Raw genomic sequence first — 19,435 nt, 5'->3', positions numbered from 1 at the left:
ATCCATCTTTGGGGTCATCCGGGCGCAAGCCCGGATGGGCGGGGAAACAATGTTGGAACGAAGCACACTCAGTCTGGCCGAATGGCTGGACCATCAAGGCACGCCTAGCGACGAGCTGGTGGAGAGCATCGCCCATGCGGCGCGGCATTTCGACCGGTCGCCGGGTATCGTAAGCCTTCGCGCCGGCCTCGCCGTCGATGAATCCGGGCGCTTGCCCTTTCATCAGGCGGAATCCGCGCTCGACCAGATCGGTCTCTTGAGCGATCATGTCCGGGGACGGCTGGACAAATGGCGGCCGGGCAATCTGCCCGCCATCCTGCCGCTCCGGGGCGGGCGCTTCCTGCTGCTGCTGGATATCAAGGCCGGCGATGCGCTGGTCCAGCTTCCTCATGCGAGCGAAGCGGTCTGGGCGCCGCTCAGCGATCTGGAAGGCTATTTCACTGGCGAAGCGCTGGTCGTCATGGCCGACCATGGCCGTGAACGCGCCGAGGAACGTCCCTGGGACGAGCGAGTGCGCCAGCACTGGTTCTGGCGGGAAGTCTGGCGCGCGCGCGGCGGCTTCGGCTATGTGATGCTGGCCGCGGCGATCATCAACCTGCTCGCCTTCGCGTTGCCGCTGTTCACGATGAACGTCTATGATCGGATCATCCCGAACAAGGCGGCGTCCAGCCTTTGGGTGCTGGGGGTCGGCGTGATGCTGGCCTTCAGCCTGGATTTCGCGCTCAGGATCGCGCGCGCCAGGCTGGTTGACGAGGCGGGGCGCGAGATTGACGAACGCCTTTCGCAACGCCTGTTCGAAAAGGTGCTGAACACGCCGTTGGCAAGCCGCTCCGGCAGCACCGGCGCATTGGCGCGGCGCGTGTCCGAGTTCGAATCCGTGCGGGAATTCTTCACCTCGACCACCGTGGTCCTGGTGGTGGACATTGCTTTCCTCTTCTTCTTCGTCGGCATTATCGCGCTTCTGGGGGGCTGGCTGGCCATCGTACCGGTCGTCATGATGGGGATCATGGCGAGCGCAGGATTTTTCCTGCAACGGTCGATGGCCCGCCTGTCACGCGATGCCCAGGCGGATTCGAGCCTGCAAAGCGCGGCGCTGGTCGAAGCCATTGGCGGCATCGAGACGCTAAAGGCCTGCCGGGCCGAAGGGCGCATGCTGGAACGCTGGCGCCGCTACGCCCGCATGAGCGCGGCGACGCAGGAAAAGCTACGGCGCTTGAGTTCGAAGAGCGTGACCCTGGCGGCCCTCTGCCAGCAGGTGACGAGCATCGCTCTGGTGATCGGCGGCTTCTATATGTTCGCGGCGGGCGACATTTCGATGGGCGCGATCATCGCCATCGTCATGCTGGCCGGGCGTTCGCTGGCGCCGGTCGGGCAACTCGCCTTCGTCATTGTGCGGGCGCGGCAGGCGATGACGACGCTCGACAGCCTCCAGACGCTGATCGATCAGCCCGACGAGCGGCTGGACGGCGCGCGGGGCATTATCCCCAAGATCCGTAAAGGCGCCATCGTCGCGCAGGGGCTGGAGTTCGCCTATCCCGGCGCCAGCCAGCCAAGCCTGCGCGGCATCAATCTGCGGGTCGAGCCGGGTGAGCGCATCGGCCTGATCGGCCGGGTGGCGTCGGGCAAGTCGACGCTGGGCCGGGTGATCTGCGGCCTTTATCCGCCCACCGGCGGGTTGCTGACCATCGATGAAATCGACAGCCGCCAATATCATCCGCATGAGCTGCGTTCCGCCTTCCGCTATGTTGGCCAGGATGCCGAACTGTTCAGTGGGTCCGTGCGCGAGAATCTGTTGCTGGGCGCCCGCGAAGCCAGCGAGGAAAAGCTGCTGGAGGCGCTGGAGCGTTCAGGCGCGTCGCGCTTCTTCGGACGCGATGCGGCGGGGTTCGACCTGCATATCGGTGAACGCGGCAGCCGCCTCTCGGGCGGGCAACGCAGCTTCCTCGTCATGGCGCGCGCGCTGGTCGAACCGGCAAAGCTGCTTTTCCTGGACGAGCCGACCGGCGCGATGGACAACCAGACCGAGAATCTCTTCATCGACCATCTGGAAAAGGCGCTGGAGCCCGATCAGACGCTGATCGTGTCGACCCACCGCCATGCGCTGTTGCGGATCGTGGACCGGCTGATCGTGATCGATCAGGGCGTGGTGCTGGCCGATGGACCGCGTGACGAGATCATCGGCCAGCTCCAGCGAGGGACAGGGCTATGAGTGTTCTGGTCCGAAGCGTCGGCATCGCAGCGCCAGTGGCCTTGGCTATCGCAACGGCCGCACTCTGGCACCATGAACAGCCTCGACCCGCCATGCAGGCAAAGATCGTGGAATCCGCTCCTGCAATCCCGCGCCAATATCTCGCTTTGGTCCAGATGACCGAGCAAACCGACACCGCAGCGGAAGGCGACGAGGCTCGCGAGGAAAATCAGCGTCTCGGCTTCTCTGGCGGCATGATCGCTTCGGCCAAGCCCTTCCGCGCTCTGGGACAAGCGGGCGAGGATCATGACCGCGCGCTCCAGTGCCTGACGCAAGCCGTCTATTATGAGGCGGCCCGCGAGCCCGAGAGCGGCCAGCGCGCCGTCGCGCAGGTGGTGCTGAACCGCGTTCGCCACCCCGCCTTCGCCAAGACGGTGTGCGGCGTCGTCTACCAGCGCTTCGACGCGTCGGTCTGCCAGTTCAGCTTCGTCTGCGACGGCTCCCTTGCGCGCCACCCGCTGCCTGACCTCTGGAGCCGGGCGAAGCGGATCGCCGCCGATGCGCTGGCCGGACGGGTCGAGAAAGAGGTGGGCACCGCGACCCATTATCATGCCGATTATGTCTTCCCGCGCTGGGCGCCGCATCTGGCGAAGTTGGCGCAGGTCGGCGCGCATATCTTCTATCGCTGGCCGGGCGGCTGGGGTCTGCCGGGGGCATTCACCGGGCGTTATGCAGGCGGGGAGCATATTCCGGCCTTCGATCCGGCGCGCTTCGCCACGGTCGCGGAACCCGCGATCGACTATCCGCCCGTCGCGGCCTTGCCCGAACGCCGGGCGTCCAACGATGTGGGCGGCCGCATGGATCCGACCAAGGGGTGGAAGCTCTCCATTCCCGATCCTTCGGCAAGCGGCGGCGCGTTGGGCGACATGCTCGCCCGCCAGCAAAAGGCCGCGCCCATAGCGCTGGCGGCCGACGACCATAATCTTCAAGGGGTGCAACCATGATTTCGCGCTGGGTACGCTGGCTGCGGGGGCAACCGGGCAACAAGCAGGTCATTCTTTACAGCGGCGGGGGCATGCTGGTCTTCCTGATGTGGGCCAGCCTGGCGCCGGTGGATGAAGTGACGCACGGGCAGGGCAGGGTGATCCCGTCCAGCAAGGCGCAGGTCATTCAGTCCGCCGAACCGACCACGATCGAGGAAATCCTGGTCCGCTCCGGGCAGAAGGTGGGCAAGGGGCAATTGCTGGTGCGCCTGGATGACGCCATGCTGGCGTCCGAACTGGGGCAGATTCAGGCGGAGACGCGCTCGTTGACCGCGCGCGCCGGACGTCTGGAGAAGGAAGGCACAGGCACCGGTGCGGCCTGCGCGACCGGCGGGCCGGAATGTCAGCAGGAACAGGCGCTTGCCGCAGTCCGCCAGTCCGCGCTGCGCAGCAAGCAGGATGCGATGGCGGCCGCCGTCGACCAGCGCCGCCGCGAACTGGGCGAAGCGCAAGCGACCATCGACAGCCTTGGCGGCAGCGTGCAACTGGCGCGCCAGCGTGTGGCGATGTTGGAACCGCTCGCCGCAAAGTCGATCATCCCGCAGACCGAATTGCTGGATGCGCGCCGCGATCTGGTGGATGCGCAGGGGCGGCTGAACGCGGCGCAACAACAGGCGTCGCGTGCCTCCGCCGCGATCCGCGAGGCGCAGGCGCAACTGTCCGAGGCGAATTTCCAGTTCCGGCAGGACGCGCTCAATGAACGCAGTCAACTCGAGGCCAAGATCGCCGTCAACAGCGAGTCTCTTCGGGGCGCAAAAGGACGGGCGCAGCGGGCGGAGATCCGCTCGCCCGTCGACGGCGTGGTCAATGACGTGCAGGTGACGACCATCGGCGGCTTCGTCAGTCCGGGGCAGAAGATCATGCAGATCGTGCCGGTGGGCGATAAACTGCTGGTCGAGGCGCGGGTGAAGCCCAACGATATCGCCTTCATCAAGACCGGCGACCGCGCCGTGGTGAAGGTGACGGCCTATGACTTCTCCATCTATGGCGGGCTGTCCGGGACCGTGCAGCAGGTTTCGGCCGACAGCGTCTATGACGAAGCGACGCGGGAAGCCTATTTCACCGTGGTTGTGGAGACGGACCGCGCATGGCTCGGCACTGGCGCGCACAAGCTGCCGATCACGCCGGGCATGGTGTGCGATGTGGAGATCATGACCGGCCGCAAATCGGTGCTGGCCTATCTGCTCAAGCCCATCATGAAGGCGCGGTCGGAGGCTTTGAGGGAGCGTTAAGGATAGCGTGCTCCTGCGCAGGCAGGAGCACGGTCACCAGCATAGCTCACTCAGCGCGCGGCGAACTGCACCGGCTGCGGCGTCGTCACGCGATAGCCATGGGTCCAGCGCCCAAAGGCGTTGAAGCTCATGATCGGCCGATAATCGCTGACGCTGGATGAAGGCAGCACCCGGTCGGTCATATTGTCGAGGATCATCAGATCGCCGCCGATCCGCACCGCCAGCACGGCATGGTCCGCCTGCCGCACCAGATCGCGGGCGATCACCAGGAACATGGCATGCCGGTCGAAGCCCGCGGCTTCCAGCAGCTTCATCTTGGCGATGGCATAATCCTCGCAATCGCCGGCGCCGCTTTGCAGCGTCCGCGCCGCCGAACCCCAATTGTCGCCGCCCTGCCGGTCGTCCACGAAACGCAGCCGCCGGTTGACCCAGCTATTGATCATCTCGACCTGCTGCTGCGTCGACGAGCCGCGAGCTGCATTGAGGACAGCGCTCCAAACCCCCTTGCCGGGTAGGGCCGCCGAAACCGAGGCCCATTTGCCGTCGAGCAGAGTCCGGGAGATCGGCATGGCCACCGAGCCGAACACGTCGGGCTGCCCATTGCGTGGCGGCTGGCCCGCCAGAGCGGGAACAGGACGAGCAGGCATGACGAAAGCGCTTGCCTGCGGGATCGCAGCAGCCGTCGGTGCTGGCAGAAAGCCGCGCATGAAGCCGGGCACCAGTTCCGGCTGGCGATAGCTCACCACGGAAAGCTGGACGCCCTGCAACTGCCAGCCGGGCAGCTTGCCGATGAAGCCGTTGATGCGCCGGTCGTTGACGATAGCGTCCGGAACGGCGGGCTGCGCGATCCAGGAGGTTTGGATGCTCCCGCCGCCCTGCTGCGCGCTGATCGCCGCCAGACGGCTCATGCCGCCCGCGAGGAGATTGGCGGAAATTCGTTCGGCCGGCGTATAGGCGGCAACGTTCCGCCCCAGAGCGTCCGGAAAGGCTGCCAGCGGCGCTTGCGCCAGCGCATGACCGCTTGCCGTTGCCAGCAACAGGGCAGGCGCAGCGCGGAGCGCGACACGGCACAGGGCCGGGGAATGAAGGGGCGGGGCGAAGCCTGACATGCTTGCCCGTATCGCGCCAAAAATTGAACATCCGGTGCGCCACGCTGGTTAACGCGGCGCTAGGCAAAAAATTGCCGCCCCTTTTTGCCGCCCCTGTTCAGGCGAGCCTTTCGATCAGGCGTCGATCGCCTCTTCATCCACGGTCGCGGCATTTTCCTGAATGAAGGCAAAGCGATGCGCCGGGTTGGTGCCCATCAGCCGCTCGACCAGTTCGCGCACCTGTTGCCGGTCCTCGATATCGTCGGGCAGGGTGACGCGGATCAGACTGCGTGTCTTGGGGTCCATGGTCGTCTCGCGGAGCTGGCCCGGATTCATCTCGCCCAGCCCCTTGAAGCGGCTGACCTCGACCTTCTTGCCCTTGAATTCCTTGCGCAGAATCTCTTCGCGATGCGCATCGTCCTTGGCGTAGAGGCTCTTGCCCCCGGCAACGAGGCGATAGAGCGGCGGCTGCGCCAGATAGAGGTGCCCGCGACGCACCAGTTCCGGCATCTCCTGGAAGAAGAAGGTCATCAGCAGCGTCGCGATATGCGCGCCATCGACGTCCGCGTCGGTCATGATGACGATGCGTTCGTAACGCAGATGATCGGGGTTGCAGTCCTTGCGCGTGCCGCAGCCCAGCGCCAGGATCATGTCGGCAATCTCCTGATTGGCGAGGATCTTGGCGGTGTTGGCTGATGCTACGTTGAGGATCTTGCCGCGCAAGGGCAGGATGGCCTGCGTCTTGCGATCACGCGCCTGCTTGGCCGAACCGCCCGCCGAGTCACCCTCGACCAGGAAGATTTCCGCGCCTTCGGGATCGTCATTGGAACAATCGGTCAGCTTGCCCGGCAACCGCAGCTTGCGCGAATTGGTCGCGGTCTTGCGCTTGACCTCTTTCTCCTGCTTGCGCTTCAGCCGCTCGTCCATGCGGTCGAGCACATAGGCGAGCAGCGCCTTGCCGCGCTCCATATGGTCGGACAGATAATGGTCGAAATGATCGCGCACGGCGTTCTCGACCAGCCGCGCAGCCTCCGGACTGGTGAGCCGGTCCTTGGTCTGGCTCTGGAACTGGGGATCGCGGATGAAGACCGACAGCATCACCTCCGATGAGGTCACGATGTCGTCGGCGGTGATGTCCTTCGCCTTCTTCTGTCCCACCAGTTCGCCAAAGGCGCGGATGCCCTTCACCAGCGCGGCGCGCAACCCGGTTTCATGGGTGCCGCCGTCGGGCGTCGGGATGGTGTTGCAATACCAGCTATAGCTGCCATCCGACCAGAGCGGCCAGGCGACTGCCCATTCCACGCGCCCGACCGAATCGGGAAAATCCTGCGACCCGGAGAAGAAGGCGCTGGTCGCGCATTCCCGGTCGCCCACCTGTTCCTTCAGATGATCGGCCAAGCCGCCGGGAAACTGGAACACGGCCTCAGGCGGCGTATCGTCGGTGATGAGTTCGGGCGCGCATTTCCAGCGGATTTCGACGCCCGCGAACAGATAGGCCTTCGACCGTGCCAGCCGGTAGAGACGGGACGGCTTGAACTTCTGCTCCCCGAAAATCTCATGATCGGGCACGAAGCTGACCGACGTGCCGCGCCGGTTGGGCGCGGCGCCGACCTTCTCCAGCCCGCTGCTGGGCAGGCCTTGCGTGAAGCTCTGGCGGAACAGCTCCTTGTTGCGTGCCACCTCCACCACGGTGATGATCGAAAGCGCATTCACCACGCTGATGCCGACGCCGTGCAGGCCGCCGGAGGTCGCATAGGCCTTGTCGGTGAACTTGCCGCCCGAATGGAGCGTGGTGAGGATGACTTCCAGCGCCGACTTGCCGGGAAATTTAGGATGCGGATCGACCGGGATGCCGCGGCCATTGTCGGTGATGGTAAGCTTGTTGCCCGGCTCCAGCAGCACCTCGATCCGCGTGGCATGGCCCGCCACCGCTTCGTCCATGCTGTTGTCGAGCACTTCGCTGGCGAGATGATGCAGCGCCCGCTCGTCCGTGCCGCCGATATACATGCCGGGGCGGCGGCGAACCGGTTCCAGTCCTTCCAGCACTTCGATGGTGGAGGCGTCATAGCCGGGGGAAGAAGTGGGCTGGCTCTCGAACAGATCGGACATGGATATAGCTATAAGCGGGTGCGCGTCGTGCGCAAGCGCGACGCGCAAAGGAAAAGGGCCGGCTCTTTCTAAGAACCGGCCCTTTTCCGCATCTATCGCATTTTTTACCGGACCCTGGGTCCGCCAAAGGGCAGTGGCGGCGGCGGACGCCGCGTGCCGCGCGGCAACTGCGCCTGATAGGCACGGCCGCAATGTTCGACGCAATAGGGAAAGCCCGGATTGACCGTCTCACCGCAGAAGTGGAAGTCCGGCTCGCCCGGATGGCCCATCGGCCATTTGCAGATGCGTTCGGTTAGGTCCAGCAGCGTGGTCTTGCCGGCGATTTCCGGGCTGGGCTTGGCCGGCACCAGGCGACGGGGCGGCGCGGGCGGAATCGGCGCCTGCTGGTCGCCGGGCCCTTGGCGCAGGAAGCCGCCCGGCCCGACCGAGATGATGCGCGGCTGCGGCTTGGGCGGTTCCGCATCCGGAGCGGCCGCCACTGGAGCCGGTGCGGGCGTGGCAGGAGCCGCAGGCCGGACCGGCGAGGGGGCGGCGTGATGCACCGGAGCGGCCGGCTTGGGCGCTTCGGCCTCTGGCGCGGGTTTGCGCAGAGGCGGTGCGGCCTTTTTCGGCACTTCGTTGGCTTTAACCGGGGAAGGGCGGGATTGCAGGCCCAGACGATGCGCCTTGCCGATCACCGCATTGCGGCTGACCCCGCCCAGTTCGTCCGCGATCTGGCTGGCGGTCAGACCCCGTTCCCACATTGCCTTGAGCTGGTCGATACGCTCGTCGGTCCAGGACAATGAATGACTCCTCAAAATTTCAAATCCGCGCCCTATATGGGGCGCGCCAGCACAGGTTCAATTTCCCGTGCATAACGCCCTTGCGGCACAACCCCTCAGCCGATAGTCGATCCGATCATGAACGACCAGTCCAAAATTGCTGCCTCCCTGTCGCATCAGCCGCCTTTCCATGAACCCGGCGAGCTGGTCATCCGCAATGTCAACTGGGCGGGAACCCGCGCGCTCTACCGGAAAGAAGTCAGGCGCTTCATGAAGGTGCAGCTTCAGACCATCTGGGCGCCCGCCGTCACGACGCTGATGTTCCTGGTGATCTTCACCCTGGCGCTTGGCGGGGCCAATCGTCAGGTGCTGGGCGTGCCGTTCCCGGATTTCATCGCGCCGGGCCTGATGATCATGGGCATGATGAACAATGCCTTCGCCAATAGCAGCTTTTCCCTGCTCGCGGGCAAGATGCAGGGGACGTTGATCGATTATCTGATGCCGCCGCTGTCGGTCAGCGAATTGCTGCTGGCGCTGGTCGGCGCGGCGGTGACCCGGGCTGTCTGCGTGGGGCTTGCGCTGTGGGGCGCGATGGCGCTTTGGCCGGGCGTGCATGTTACCCCGGCTCACCCCTGGGCGATCCTGTGGTTCGGGCTGATGGGCGCGGGACTGACGGCCTTTATCGGCGTGCTGACCTCGATCTGGGCGGAAAAGTTCGATCATGCCGCCGCCATCACCAATTTCGTGATCGGGCCGATGACGCTCCTGTCGGGCACTTTCTACTCGATCGATCGGCTGGCGCCCGTCTTTCGCGCTATCAGCCATGCCAACCCCTTCTTCTACGCCATTTCCGGCTTCCGCTACGGATTCGTAGCGGCGGCGGACGGCGATGTGGTGGTGGGCAGCCTGGTGCTGTTGGGATTGAATATCGGTCTGGGAGTGCTGTGCTATGTGCTTCTCAAGCGCGGGTGGAAGCTGAAGGCCTGATTGGAGAGACGCCGTCCTCCTGCGAAGGCGGGAGCACGGCATTTTCAGGTACTCAGGTCAGGCCTGCAATGACCGGCACGACCAGTATGATCGCAAACAGGGTAACAGTCGCCATCACCCAATGATGTAGCCGGGGAAGGACGCGCTCCTCGCGCCCTTCCGAGGGTTTCAACAGCATCAGACCGAAACGCCCTTGCCCCCGACCCGCGTCAGCGCAAAGCCCGCCGCTTCAGCCTCCCTGCGCGGATAGATGTTGCGCAGGTCGACCAGCACCGGCCCGTTCATCGAAGCGGCGAGGCGCTTCAGGTCCAGCGCCCGGAACGCGTCCCATTCCGTCACCAGAACCAGCGCGTCGGCGCCGGTCGCGGCTTCATAGGCATCCTTCGCCATGGTCACGCCCGGCATTAGCGGCGCGGCCACCTCCATGCCCTCCGGATCATAGGCGACGATCTTCGCACCCGCATCCTCCAGCGCCTGCACGATGGCCAGGCTCGGCGCATCGCGCATATCGTCCGTATTGGGCTTGAAGGTCAGGCCCAGCAGCGCGACCGTCTTGCCTCGCGCTTCGCCGCCCAGCGCCTTGACGATCTTGCGGCCCATGGCGCGCTTGCGCAGGTCATTCACCTGCACGACGGTTTCGACGATGCGGATCGGCGTGTCGTAATCCTGACCCGTTTTCACCAGCGCCAGCGTGTCCTTGGGGAAGCAGGAACCGCCATAGCCCGGCCCGGCATGCAGGAACTTCGATCCGATCCGATTATCCAGCCCGATTCCCCGCGACACATCCTGCACCTCGGCGCCGACTGCTTCGCACAGGTCCGCCATCTCGTTGATGAAGGTGATCTTGGTCGCCAGAAAGGCGTTGGCGGCATATTTGATCAGCTCCGCCGTCCGCCGCCCGGTGAACATGACCGGCGCCTGATTGAGGTTCAGCGGGCGATAGACTTGCGCCATCACCTCGATCGCTCGCTCGCTGCCGGTGGTGCCGACGACCACGCGGTCGGGCCGCTTGAAATCCCCGATCGCCGCGCCTTCGCGCAGGAATTCGGGGTTGGAGACGACATGGATGTCGAGATCGGGCCGGGCTTCCCTGACGATCCGCTCTACTTCGTCGCCGGTGCCGACGGGGACGGTGGACTTGGTGACGATGACCGTCGGCCCGTCCAGCGATTCCGCGATTTCCTTCGCAGCGGCATAGACATAGCTCAAATCCGCGTGCCCGTCGCCGCGCCGCGAAGGCGTGCCCACGGCAATGAAGATCGCATCCGCGCCCTTCACGCCCGCCGTCAGATCGGTCGTGAAGGTCAGCCGCCCCGCGGATGCGTTGCTGCCCACCAGATGGTCGAGGCCCGGTTCATAGATCGGCATCCGCCCGGATTCGATCGCGGCGATCTTGCCCGCATCCTTGTCCACGCACACCACGTCATGGCCGAAATCGGCAAAGCAGGCGCCTGACACCAGCCCGACATAGCCCGTGCCGATCATCGTGATCTTCATAAAATAACTGAGCCTTCGTTTGGGAAGAGGGTTCGGCTGGCCTCTAGCATAGGTTTTTGCCAATGCGAAAGCGTGCGTCGGGGGTACTCATGTTCAGGGGATGGTTACCATTTTCTGCCAGGCACTTATCCGAATGGCGGCTTGCAAAGGGTAGGAAATGAAGGTTGCGCTGGTGTTCGGGACGCGCCCCGAAGCGATCAAGCTGTTTCCGGTGATTCACGCGCTACGGGAGCGGGAGGATGTGGAAACGCGCGTGATCGTGACCGCGCAGCATCGCGGCCTGCTGGACCAGGTGCTGGAGATTGCCGGGATCGCGCCCGACATCGACCTGGACGTGATGACGCCCAACCAGACGCTGGATGGCCTCACCGCAAAGCTGATCGTGGAACTGGGCCGCGCCTTCGATGCCGAAAAGCCCGACCGTATCGTCGTGCACGGCGATACGCTGACCACCATGGTCGCCAGCCTTGCCGCCTATTACCGGAAGATCCCCGTGGCCCATGTCGAGGCGGGCCTGCGCAGCGGCGACATCCACCACCCCTGGCCGGAGGAAGTGAACCGCCGCGTGGTGGCCTGCATCGCGGACATGAACTTCGCTCCGACGCAGCAGGCCGCCAATGCCCTGCTGGCCGAAAATCGCGATCCGGCGACCATCCACATTACCGGCAACACCGTGATCGACGCCCTGCTGGCCACCCGCCAGCGCGTTCTGCAGGAGCCCAGCCTTGCCGCTGGGCTGGACGATCTCGCCCAGCGTTTCGCGGACAAGCGGATCATCGCCGTCACCAGCCATAGGCGGGAAAATTTCGGCGGCGGCATGGAAGCGATCGCCCGCTCCATCGCGGATATTGCCGGACGGCCTGACGTCGCGGTGATCTTCCCCGTTCACCCCAATCCCAATGTGCGTCCGGTGATGGACGCGGTACTCGGCGGCCTTCCCAATGTCGCGATGATCGAGCCGCTGGACTATCCTCATTTCGTCCGCCTGCTCGACCTGTGCGACCTTGTCCTGACCGATAGCGGCGGCGTGCAGGAAGAGGCGCCCTCGCTCGGCAAGCCGGTGCTGGTGATGCGCGAAACGACGGAGCGTCCCGAGGGGGTGACGGCCGGGACGGCGAAGCTGGTCGGCACGGACCGGGCGGCAATCGTCCGCTCCGTCTTCGCCCTGCTGGATGATGAGGCTGCCTACGCCGCCATGTCCCGCGCCCACAACCCCTTTGGCGATGGCCACGCGTCGGAGCGCATCGGGGACATCATTGCCGCCAGCGCAGCGGCTGACGATCTGGAAGAGGCGGCCTGACGTTTAGCGATGTTCCTGCCTGCGCAGGAACACAACGCATTCAAACCCTCGTTACCGAAATCTTCAGCATTTCCAGTCAGAAACCGGGGGAAATCATCGGCTTCCCCAGGACCTCCAAATGCCCCTCGACAAGCTTCAGCAGAAGGTTTCCGTCATCGGACTAGGCTATATCGGCTTGCCGACCGCCGCCCTGATTGCGCGAGGGGGCGCAAAGGTGGTCGGCGTCGACGTCAGCGCCCATGTGGTGGAGACGGTCAACTCCGGCCGCGTCCATATCGAGGAGGTGGACCTTGACGGTCTGGTCCAGGGCGTCGTCTCCCGCGGCAATCTCCGCGCCAGCATGGAAGTCGAACCCAGCGACGTCTTCATCATCGCCGTGCCCACGCCCGTAGCCGAGGACCGTGCCCCCGACATCAGCCATGTCCTCAAGGCCGCCCGCACCGTCGCGCAGGTTCTGAAAGCGGGCGACACCGTCATCCTCGAATCGACCTCCCCCGTCGGCACCACCGAAGCCATGCGCGACCTCTTCGCCCAGCTTCGTCCCGACCTCAAAATGCCCGAGCCGGGGGTCGCCGGCGACATCGCCATCGCCTATTGCCCGGAGCGCGTCCTGCCCGGCCGCATATTGGTTGAACTGATCGACAATGACCGCTGCATTGGCGGCATCACGCCCCGCTGCGCCCGCAAGGCGCTGGGCTTCTACCGCCAGTTCGTGCGCGGCGCCTGCATCACCACCAGCGCTCGCGCGGCGGAAATGGTGAAGCTGGTCGAAAACAGCTTCCGCGACGTCAACATCGCCTTCGCCAACGAACTGTCCGTGATCGCGGAACGCATGGACATCGACGTGTGGGAAGTCATCCGGCTCGCCAACCGTCACCCCCGCGTGAACATCCTGCAACCCGGCCCCGGCGTCGGCGGCCACTGCATCGCGGTCGACCCCTGGTTCATCGTCCATGGCGACCCGGAAAACAGCCGCCTCATCCGCACCGCCCGCGAAGTGAATGACGGCAAGACCGACCATGTCGTCGCGAAAGCATCCGACCTAATCGACGAATTTCCGCGCGAGCAGGTCGCCTGTCTTGGCCTCGCCTTCAAACCCAATATCGACGATTTCCGCGAAAGCCCCGCCGTGAAGGTCGCCGCGCGCCTCGCCAAACGCTATGGGCGCCGGATCAAATTGGTCGAACCCTATGCCCATGACCTGCCGATGGAGTTCGCCGGGACCGGCGCCGATCTGATCGATCTCGATACGGCTCTGGAACAATGCGGCGTTTTCGTCATTCTTGTCGATCATGACATGTTCAAATCGGTCCCGGTGGACGAACGTTCCGACAAGGCGGTCTACGATACGCGCGGCGTCTGGCCCGATCAGCCCCGGCGAGTCGTCCCGGATCAGGCCCGGATCGCCATCTGATCGGGCGCATGGGCTCGCCTTCCGACGAGCCCATGGTTGCCATGTCCCCGTCGCGCCGTTAACCCCGCCCGCAATGGCAGGCTTCATGCGTGCCCAGAGAATTTGCGGGGATTTTTAACGGCATGAACCGGCCGACCGACAGCAGGAACCAGATGCTGGCCATGATCATGGCCACTGCGCTGCTTGGCGCCTGCTCGACCGTGGAGGACGCGCCGAAGGGGGATGCCGCCTATGCCGCGATCCCGCCCGCCCCGGCGGTAGGTGTCGATTACCGCATATCCCCCGACGATATCCTACGCATCCATATCTATCACGAGCCGGGCCTGTCGCTGGAAGATGCGCAGGTGACGGCGGCGGGCATGGTGCGCATGCCGCTGGTCGGAGACGTCTCCGTCGCCGGTCTTTCCGCCAGCGAAGCCTCGGACGTCATCGCCGGGCGCTTGGGCGACCGCTATCTCGTCTCCCCGCAGGTGACGATATTCGTCAAGAAGGCGGTGGGCCGCCGCATCACCGTCGACGGCGAAGTCCGCGAACCGGGCCTGTTCCCGTTCGACGGCCGCCTCGGATTGTTGCAGGCCGTCGCCTTGGCCAAGGGACCGACCCGGCTCGCCAGCCTCGGCCAGATCGTGGTGGTCCGGCAATCGGACGGCGAGCGCAAGGCCGCGATGTTCGACCTTGGCGCGATCCGTAAGGGGCAGGCGCCCGATCCCGAAATTCTGCCGGGCGACACCATCATCGTCGGCCTGTCGCGAGCCAAGGCGATCCTGGGCGGCGCGCTGCTGGCCCTGCCGGTGGTCGGCGCGGGCTTCGTCGCGCTGGATGGAGGGCTCTGATGGCGGGGCCGGGCCTGTTGATCGACGGCGCCTCCGCCACGATGGAAGGCCGCGCCGCCCGCTTCGCCACTGCCGCGAGCGGAGCTTGGACGGCGGTTCGGCGGCATCGCATCATCCTGTTCGTCACCATGGCGCTTTGCGTGCTGGCGGGCGTGGTCTTCATCCTGCTGTCGACCCCCGATTATCAGGCGACCGCCTCGGTCGAGGTGGAGGATATCCCGGCCGGTGCCGCAGGTGCCGCCGCCGCGCAAAGGCAGGCGACACCGTCCGACAATGAAGCGCTGATGCAGACCGAACTGGAGGTGCTGCGCAGCCGCGCTCTGGCGGAGGATGTGGCCCGCGAACTGGCGTTGGTCGGCAGCCGCACCTTTTTCGACGGCATGGATGTCCGCCGCCCGGACCGGGGAGCGGGATCGCTCACCCAGCGGCAGGTCGAAACCGAGATGGTCGTGGGCCTGCTGCGCGACAATCTGCATGTCGAGCTGCCGGGCAAGTCCCGCGTCATCCGCATCAGTTTCACCAGCGCTGACCCGGTTCTGTCGGCCCGCGTCGCCAACAGCTATGCCGACAGCCTGATCCGCGCCGACCTCCGGCGCGGCTTTGAATCCGGGGTTCAGGCCCGCCGTTTCCTGCTGGGCGAACTGGACGGGGCGCGCAAGGATCTGGAACGAGCGGAGCGCGATCTGGCGGTTTATGCCGCCAATGCCGGCGCGATGGCTCCACCGGGGTCGAAGGACGATGAAAGCGGCGACACGCCGCCCGAAGGCACCACGGCGACCCGGCTGGCCCAGCTCAACGCCTTCCGCGCACAGGCGACGGCGGACCGGATCGCCGCCCAGAAACGCTGGGAAAGCGCGCGCATGTCCAGCGTCGAAACCCTGCCCGAAGTGCTGAACAACGGTGCCATGCAACAGATCATGACGGAGCGGGCCCAGGCGAGGGCGCAGGTCGTGCAGGAACGCCAGTTCCGCAAGGATGCCCATCCCGAAATGCGCGAAGCCCGCGCGCGGCTGGCGGCGCTGGACGATCAGGCCGAAGGTATGGCGAACACCATCCGCGCCTCGCTCAAGGAACAGTTCGACGTCGCCATCCATGGCGAAAAGCAGATCCAGTCCGAAATCGCCAAGGTCGAGCGGCAGGCGCAGGCCGAACGCGGCCGGGGCGTGCAGATGAACATATTGGAACGGCAGGTCGACACCTTCCGCCTGTTGCACGACAGCCTGCTCCAGCGCTATCGCGACATGGCCTCGCAGGCGGGCTTCCAGGCGGGCCGCATCCAGCCGCTGGACCGGGCGGCGGTGCCATCGCGGCCTTCCTCGCCCAATATCGGCGTCACCATGCTGCTGGCGTCGCTGGGCGGGCTGTTCCTCGGATTATTGGCGGTGGCGGGGCGGCATATTTTCGACGATGCGGTGACCTCCGCCGATACGCTGGCGGAGCGGGTCAACCTGCCGCTGCTGGGCGCGGTTCCGGCGGGCGAGAAGCCTGGGGCGGAGATTTTCGCGCCCATGGCCTCCTCGCTGCTGCTGGGTTCTGCGGTGGGCCTGCCGCGCTCGATCCTCGTCACCAGCGCGCAGGAGGGGGAGGGCAAGTCCTCGACCCTATATGCTCTGGCGAAGGCGCTGGCGAAGCTCGACAAGCGGGTGCTGGTGATCGACGCCGACATGCGGCGGCCCAGGCAGCATAGCCTGTTCGGCGTATCGCCCGCGCGCGGCATCAGCGAACTGATGACGGGACAGGCGAAGATGGACGATGTCATCATCGACAGCGGCGTGGCGGGCGTGGCTCTGCTGCCCTGCGGCGCGATCCCGCCCAGCCCGGCCGAATTGCTGGTCACGCCCGCGATGGATTCCCTGCTGGCGACCGTGCGCGAACGTTATGACACGGTGCTGATCGACGCGCCGCCGGTCCTGGGCCTTTCGGACGCCTGCCTGCTGGCGAGCAAGGCGCAGGTGACGCTGCTGGTGGTGGAATGGGGACGCAACCATCATGGCGGCCTGCGCGTGGCTGTCGATCGCCTCCGCCGCGCAGGCGGCGCGATTATCGGCGCGATCCTCACCAAGCAGGAAGGCCGCGCCTTCGAATATGACTATCACCGGGGCGGCTAGAGCGGAAAGCGCACCCTACCAGTCATTCCCGCGGAAGCGGGAATCCATCTCCGGACATTTCCATAAATTTCGGCTGCCAGGGGATGCATATCCGGCAGAGTGGGAGTCTCGTTAAACGGCATTTGCCGCCATCCGTCATCCCAGCGAAAGCTGGGATCTCAGGCGATGATGCAATATCAATCCTCACGGGATTCCAGCTTTCGCTGGAATGACGAAATTGGGTGGAAAGCGGTCATTAACTCGATAGCCTTACAGCGGCGTCGGAAAGGAAACGCCGTGCGGAAAAAGAAGTTGTCTCAGTGGGCGCTTATATATGGGATAGCCTTCGCGTTATTCGCCGCTGGCTTTGCGGTCCGGTTTCTTTCCCTTCCTGCATGGCTCAATCTGACGATTTACGGGATTGTCGCTGCGCCAGTGATATGGCTGGCCTGCCGCGAATTGATCAAACGAAAGGCCGAAAAGCGGATGGACCGAAAGGCAGCTTGGCGCACCTTTATCCGCGACCGCAACGTCCGGTAGTGGTCGTTTTCCGACTCTCCTTTCAATCATCCGGCCCCTGAGCCTGATGGCTGGCTGAGGATAATGGGTGACCCAATGGCCACAGCATCCTCAAAAGCATCCTATTTCTCCAACAATGTACAATTTCGCCTGTCCTATTTCGCGCCGACGGGTCTATCTCGCTTCCCTCTTTGAAACGTCCGACACATCGCGCCGCCACGCATACGCGCGCCCGGGCACGCGCGCGCATACACTGTGAACTTCGGCGTGGAACGCTCGACCGCGAACAGGAAAAAGGCCCGGAAACCGCAGTTTTCCGACCTTCCATAGCGTCAACTATGTCACTCTACCCCTCGGAGGGACAGCGCCTCTTAGGCCCGGGCCAGCAGCCCTTCCACCAGCCCCTCGAACAACCTTCGGCCGTCGGTCGCGCCATGGGCCGCTTCGATCACCCGTTCGGGATGCGGCATCATGCCCAGCACATTGCCCGCTTCGTTGAGGATGCCCGCAATGTTCCGCGCCGAACCGTTGACGCTCTCCGCATAACGCAGCGCCACCCGGCCTTCACCTTCCAGCCGGTCCAGCGTTTCGGCATCGGCAAAATAATTGCCGTCATGATGCGCCACCGGAAAGCTGATCGCCTCGCCCGCGCCATAGCGGCTGGTGAAGGCGCTCTGCGCATTCTCGACCGTCAGCGCCACGTCGCGGCAGACGAAATGCCCGCCCGCATTGCGCAGCAACGCGCCGGGCAGCAGCCCGCTCTCGGTCAGCACCTGGAAGCCGTTGCAGATGCCGAGCACATAAGCCCCGCGCTCAGCCGCTTGTCCGACCGCCTGCATTACCGGCGAACGGGCCGCCATCGCGCCGGAACGCAGATAGTCGCCATAGGAAAAGCCGCCCGGGACGCCGATCAGGTCGATATCGTCCGGCAATTCGGTGTCGCGGTGCCAGATCATGGCAGGCTTCGCGCCGGTCGCCGCCTCGAACGCCACGGCGAGGTCGCGGTCGCAATTGCTGCCGGGGAAGACGATGACGGCGCTCTTCATGGCTCAGGCCTTTTCGATGCGGTAGTTTTCGATCACCGTGTTCGCCAGCAGCTTGCGGCACATGGCGTCGATATCCTCGTCGCTGGTGCCGTCGGCCAGGTCCAGCTCAATCAGCTTGCCCGCGCGCACATCGTTGACGCCGCCAAAGCCAAGGCCTTCCAGCGCGTGGTGGATCGCCTTGCCCTGCGGGTCAAGGACACCGCCCTTGAGGGTGACGAAGATGCGGGCTTTCATGGGGCAAGGAACTCCGTAAACAGGCTTTCGCGCACCCCCTAATCTCCTCGGCTCCTACAGGCAAGGCATTATGCTTTTGTTAGCGACAGCCGCGCTATCTTCCGGGCCGGAGGGAAGGGTTTTTGCATCATGGCTGGTCTTGCTTTGGCGATGTTTGTCGGGCTTTTCGCCTTCGGTCAACAGGTTATGGGCTACGACGATCCCCATGGCCGGGTTCAGCTTGCGCTTCTGGCGACCTTCACCTTCGGCGTCTTGATCGGTTATCGCGCGCATAGCTGACACGCTCGGAAGAAAAAACATGCTCCCGCCATCGGCTTCCTTGCTTTAGGCGGACGCCATGAATCCGGAATATCTCTATTATGCCTGCGCCATCGCAGCGGTGATCCTGTCCGGCCTTGCCAAGGGCGGATTCGCCGGAGTCGGCGCGCTCGCCATGCCGATCATGGCCCTGGGAGTCGATCCGGTGAGGGGAGCGGCGATCCTGTTGCCGATCCTGATCCTGCAGGATGCCGTCAGCGTCTGGTCCTTCCGGCATAGCTGGGACCGGCATGTCCTGAAGGTCATGCTGCCGGGCATGGCGACAGGGATCGGCCTTGGCTATTTCTTTGCGGCCCAGGTGTCCGAAGTCGCGGTGTTGGGGGTGCTGGGCCTGATCTCGACGCTGTTCGGCCTTCAACGCCTGTGGGTCGAGCGGGGAGGGGCAATCGTGCTGCCGTCCACCTCGCCGGCTTGGGTGGGTGTGCTGTTCGGCGTGGCGAGCGGTTTCACCAGCCAGATCGCCCATGCCGGATCGCCGCCCTTCCAGATGTGGGTGCTGCCCAAGCGCCTGCCCCGTGACGTTCTGGTCGGAACGACGGCGATCGCTTTCGCCACGATGAACTGGATGAAGGTGCCCGCCTATGCCGCCCTGGGGCAATTCACCAGAGGCAATCTGCTGGCGACAGCGATGCTGACCCCGTTGGCCGTGGCCGCCACTTTTGCGGGTGTGGCGCTGGTCCGGAGGGTCGATGCCGCGCGTTTCTACACGCTCATCTATGTGCTGATGGTGCTGCTGGGCGTCAAGCTGATGGCGGACGCGCTGCTCGCCTGAGCAGCGC

At 64.9% G+C, this 19,435-nt stretch carries 18 protein-coding genes; 11 read left to right on the top strand and 7 right to left on the bottom strand.

The window, feature by feature from the left end; translation table 11 throughout:
- Positions 1 to 49 precede the first annotated feature (49 nt).
- Genes HHL26_RS08105 through HHL26_RS08095 form a run of 3 tightly spaced genes read left to right on the top strand, consistent with a single transcriptional unit; the run spans position 50 to position 4,463 of the window.
- On the top strand, positions 50 to 2,209 hold the full coding sequence (locus HHL26_RS08105) for a type I secretion system permease/ATPase (protein ID WP_087575674.1): 2,160 nt from the start codon (positions 50 to 52) through the stop codon (positions 2,207 to 2,209).
- On the top strand, positions 2,206 to 3,192 hold the full coding sequence (locus HHL26_RS08100) for a cell wall hydrolase (protein ID WP_237230005.1): 987 nt from the start codon (positions 2,206 to 2,208) through the stop codon (positions 3,190 to 3,192). The genes HHL26_RS08105 and HHL26_RS08100 overlap by 4 nt, the downstream gene beginning before the upstream one ends.
- Positions 3,189 to 4,463 (top strand): HlyD family type I secretion periplasmic adaptor subunit, encoded by a 1,275-nt coding sequence (locus HHL26_RS08095; protein WP_066556219.1) that lies wholly within the window; start codon positions 3,189 to 3,191, stop codon positions 4,461 to 4,463. The genes HHL26_RS08100 and HHL26_RS08095 overlap by 4 nt, the downstream gene beginning before the upstream one ends.
- A gap of 50 nt (positions 4,464 to 4,513) precedes the next feature.
- Here HHL26_RS08095 and HHL26_RS08090 read toward each other — a convergent pair whose 3' ends face one another.
- From HHL26_RS08090 to HHL26_RS08080, 3 genes are all read right to left on the bottom strand, one after another.
- The gene (locus HHL26_RS08090) at positions 4,514 to 5,572 is read right to left on the bottom strand and encodes a transglutaminase-like cysteine peptidase (protein WP_066556220.1); all 1,059 of its coding nucleotides are present in this window, start codon (positions 5,570 to 5,572) and stop codon (positions 4,514 to 4,516) included.
- 114 nt (positions 5,573 to 5,686) lie between these two features.
- Positions 5,687 to 7,660, bottom strand: a complete 1,974-nt coding sequence (gene parE, locus HHL26_RS08085) for a DNA topoisomerase IV subunit B (protein ID WP_066556221.1) — start codon at positions 7,658 to 7,660, stop codon at positions 5,687 to 5,689.
- A 104-nt stretch (positions 7,661 to 7,764) separates the two neighbouring features.
- On the bottom strand, positions 7,765 to 8,442 hold the full coding sequence (locus HHL26_RS08080) for a GcrA family cell cycle regulator (RefSeq protein ID WP_066556223.1): 678 nt from the start codon (positions 8,440 to 8,442) through the stop codon (positions 7,765 to 7,767).
- A 117-nt stretch (positions 8,443 to 8,559) separates the two neighbouring features.
- Here HHL26_RS08080 and HHL26_RS08075 point away from each other — a divergent pair, with 117 nt between their 5' ends.
- Positions 8,560 to 9,408: an ABC transporter permease gene (locus HHL26_RS08075; protein WP_066556225.1), complete on the top strand. Its 849-nt coding sequence runs from the start codon at positions 8,560 to 8,562 to the stop codon at positions 9,406 to 9,408.
- Positions 9,409 to 9,460: 52 nt separating this feature from the next.
- Here the strand turns inward: HHL26_RS08075 and HHL26_RS24485 are convergent, their stop codons facing one another.
- Both HHL26_RS24485 and HHL26_RS08070 read right to left on the bottom strand, forming a co-directional pair.
- Positions 9,461 to 9,586, bottom strand: coding sequence for a hypothetical protein (locus HHL26_RS24485; RefSeq protein ID WP_254911636.1), 126 nt, complete (start codon positions 9,584 to 9,586; stop codon positions 9,461 to 9,463).
- Complete coding sequence (locus HHL26_RS08070) at positions 9,586 to 10,905, bottom strand: UDP-glucose/GDP-mannose dehydrogenase family protein (RefSeq protein WP_066556227.1); 1,320 nt, start codon at positions 10,903 to 10,905, stop codon at positions 9,586 to 9,588. The genes HHL26_RS24485 and HHL26_RS08070 overlap by 1 nt, the downstream gene beginning before the upstream one ends.
- A gap of 157 nt (positions 10,906 to 11,062) precedes the next feature.
- On the opposite strand from HHL26_RS08070, the gene wecB reads away from it, so the two are divergent.
- The 5 genes from wecB to HHL26_RS08045 all read left to right on the top strand — a co-directional run bounded on the left by wecB (position 11,063) and on the right by HHL26_RS08045 (position 17,079).
- On the top strand, positions 11,063 to 12,205 hold the full coding sequence (gene wecB, locus HHL26_RS08065; protein WP_066556229.1) for a UDP-N-acetylglucosamine 2-epimerase (non-hydrolyzing): 1,143 nt from the start codon (positions 11,063 to 11,065) through the stop codon (positions 12,203 to 12,205).
- 118 nt (positions 12,206 to 12,323) lie between these two features.
- The gene (wecC, locus tag HHL26_RS08060) at positions 12,324 to 13,619 is read left to right on the top strand and encodes a UDP-N-acetyl-D-mannosamine dehydrogenase (protein WP_066556230.1); all 1,296 of its coding nucleotides are present in this window, start codon (positions 12,324 to 12,326) and stop codon (positions 13,617 to 13,619) included.
- 122 nt (positions 13,620 to 13,741) lie between these two features.
- On the top strand, positions 13,742 to 14,452 hold the full coding sequence (locus tag HHL26_RS08055; RefSeq protein WP_066556231.1) for a polysaccharide biosynthesis/export family protein: 711 nt from the start codon (positions 13,742 to 13,744) through the stop codon (positions 14,450 to 14,452).
- Positions 14,452 to 16,560, top strand: a complete 2,109-nt coding sequence (locus HHL26_RS08050) for a polysaccharide biosynthesis tyrosine autokinase (RefSeq protein WP_066556232.1) — start codon at positions 14,452 to 14,454, stop codon at positions 16,558 to 16,560. The genes HHL26_RS08055 and HHL26_RS08050 overlap by 1 nt, the downstream gene beginning before the upstream one ends.
- A 165-nt stretch (positions 16,561 to 16,725) precedes the next feature.
- Positions 16,726 to 17,079 carry a hypothetical protein gene (locus HHL26_RS08045; RefSeq protein ID WP_066556236.1) on the top strand — a complete coding sequence of 118 codons (354 nt, stop codon included), beginning with the start codon at positions 16,726 to 16,728 and terminating at the stop codon, positions 17,077 to 17,079.
- A gap of 350 nt (positions 17,080 to 17,429) precedes the next feature.
- Here HHL26_RS08045 and purQ read toward each other — a convergent pair whose 3' ends face one another.
- Together purQ and purS are read right to left on the bottom strand one after the other, a co-directional pair.
- Complete coding sequence (gene purQ / locus HHL26_RS08040) at positions 17,430 to 18,104, bottom strand: phosphoribosylformylglycinamidine synthase subunit PurQ (RefSeq protein ID WP_066556238.1); 675 nt, start codon at positions 18,102 to 18,104, stop codon at positions 17,430 to 17,432.
- Positions 18,105 to 18,107: 3 nt separating this feature from the next.
- On the bottom strand, positions 18,108 to 18,338 hold the full coding sequence (gene purS / locus HHL26_RS08035; protein ID WP_007682101.1) for a phosphoribosylformylglycinamidine synthase subunit PurS: 231 nt from the start codon (positions 18,336 to 18,338) through the stop codon (positions 18,108 to 18,110).
- Between the two features lie 129 nt (positions 18,339 to 18,467).
- Here purS and HHL26_RS08030 point away from each other — a divergent pair, with 129 nt between their 5' ends.
- On the top strand, positions 18,468 to 18,617 hold the full coding sequence (locus tag HHL26_RS08030; RefSeq protein ID WP_165363364.1) for a hypothetical protein: 150 nt from the start codon (positions 18,468 to 18,470) through the stop codon (positions 18,615 to 18,617).
- A gap of 58 nt (positions 18,618 to 18,675) precedes the next feature.
- Complete coding sequence (locus HHL26_RS08025; RefSeq protein ID WP_066556239.1) at positions 18,676 to 19,428, top strand: sulfite exporter TauE/SafE family protein; 753 nt, start codon at positions 18,676 to 18,678, stop codon at positions 19,426 to 19,428.
- Positions 19,429 to 19,435: the final 7 nt, after the last annotated feature.

The sequence above is a fragment of the Sphingobium sp. TB-6 genome (assembly GCF_012927365.1).
Classification (GTDB): domain Bacteria; phylum Pseudomonadota; class Alphaproteobacteria; order Sphingomonadales; family Sphingomonadaceae; genus Sphingobium.
Note: the sequence above shows the minus strand (reverse complement) of the source record. Positions and strands in the feature narration are given on the sequence as shown.

Bases quoted from the DNA above. Each gene is read 5' to 3' on its own strand.
- HHL26_RS08105 (WP_087575674.1), top strand. From the start codon at position 50: ATGTTGGAACGAAGCACACTCAGTCTGGCCGAATGGCTGGACCATCAA.
- HHL26_RS08100 (WP_237230005.1), top strand. From the start codon at position 2,206: ATGAGTGTTCTGGTCCGAAGCGTCGGCATCGCAGCGCCAGTGGCCTTG.
- HHL26_RS08095 (WP_066556219.1), top strand. From the start codon at position 3,189: ATGATTTCGCGCTGGGTACGCTGGCTGCGGGGGCAACCGGGCAACAAG.
- HHL26_RS08090 (WP_066556220.1), bottom strand. From the start codon at position 5,572: ATGTCAGGCTTCGCCCCGCCCCTTCATTCCCCGGCCCTGTGCCGTGTC.
- parE (WP_066556221.1), bottom strand. From the start codon at position 7,660: ATGTCCGATCTGTTCGAGAGCCAGCCCACTTCTTCCCCCGGCTATGAC.
- HHL26_RS08075 (WP_066556225.1), top strand. From the start codon at position 8,560: ATGAACGACCAGTCCAAAATTGCTGCCTCCCTGTCGCATCAGCCGCCT.
- HHL26_RS24485 (WP_254911636.1), bottom strand. From the start codon at position 9,586: ATGCTGTTGAAACCCTCGGAAGGGCGCGAGGAGCGCGTCCTTCCCCGG.
- HHL26_RS08070 (WP_066556227.1), bottom strand. From the start codon at position 10,905: ATGAAGATCACGATGATCGGCACGGGCTATGTCGGGCTGGTGTCAGGC.
- wecB (WP_066556229.1), top strand. From the start codon at position 11,063: ATGAAGGTTGCGCTGGTGTTCGGGACGCGCCCCGAAGCGATCAAGCTG.
- wecC (WP_066556230.1), top strand. From the start codon at position 12,324: ATGCCCCTCGACAAGCTTCAGCAGAAGGTTTCCGTCATCGGACTAGGC.
- HHL26_RS08055 (WP_066556231.1), top strand. From the start codon at position 13,742: ATGAACCGGCCGACCGACAGCAGGAACCAGATGCTGGCCATGATCATG.
- HHL26_RS08050 (WP_066556232.1), top strand. From the start codon at position 14,452: ATGGCGGGGCCGGGCCTGTTGATCGACGGCGCCTCCGCCACGATGGAA.
- HHL26_RS08045 (WP_066556236.1), top strand. From the start codon at position 16,726: ATGATGCAATATCAATCCTCACGGGATTCCAGCTTTCGCTGGAATGAC.
- purQ (WP_066556238.1), bottom strand. From the start codon at position 18,104: ATGAAGAGCGCCGTCATCGTCTTCCCCGGCAGCAATTGCGACCGCGAC.
- purS (WP_007682101.1), bottom strand. From the start codon at position 18,338: ATGAAAGCCCGCATCTTCGTCACCCTCAAGGGCGGTGTCCTTGACCCG.
- HHL26_RS08030 (WP_165363364.1), top strand. From the start codon at position 18,468: ATGGCTGGTCTTGCTTTGGCGATGTTTGTCGGGCTTTTCGCCTTCGGT.
- HHL26_RS08025 (WP_066556239.1), top strand. From the start codon at position 18,676: ATGAATCCGGAATATCTCTATTATGCCTGCGCCATCGCAGCGGTGATC.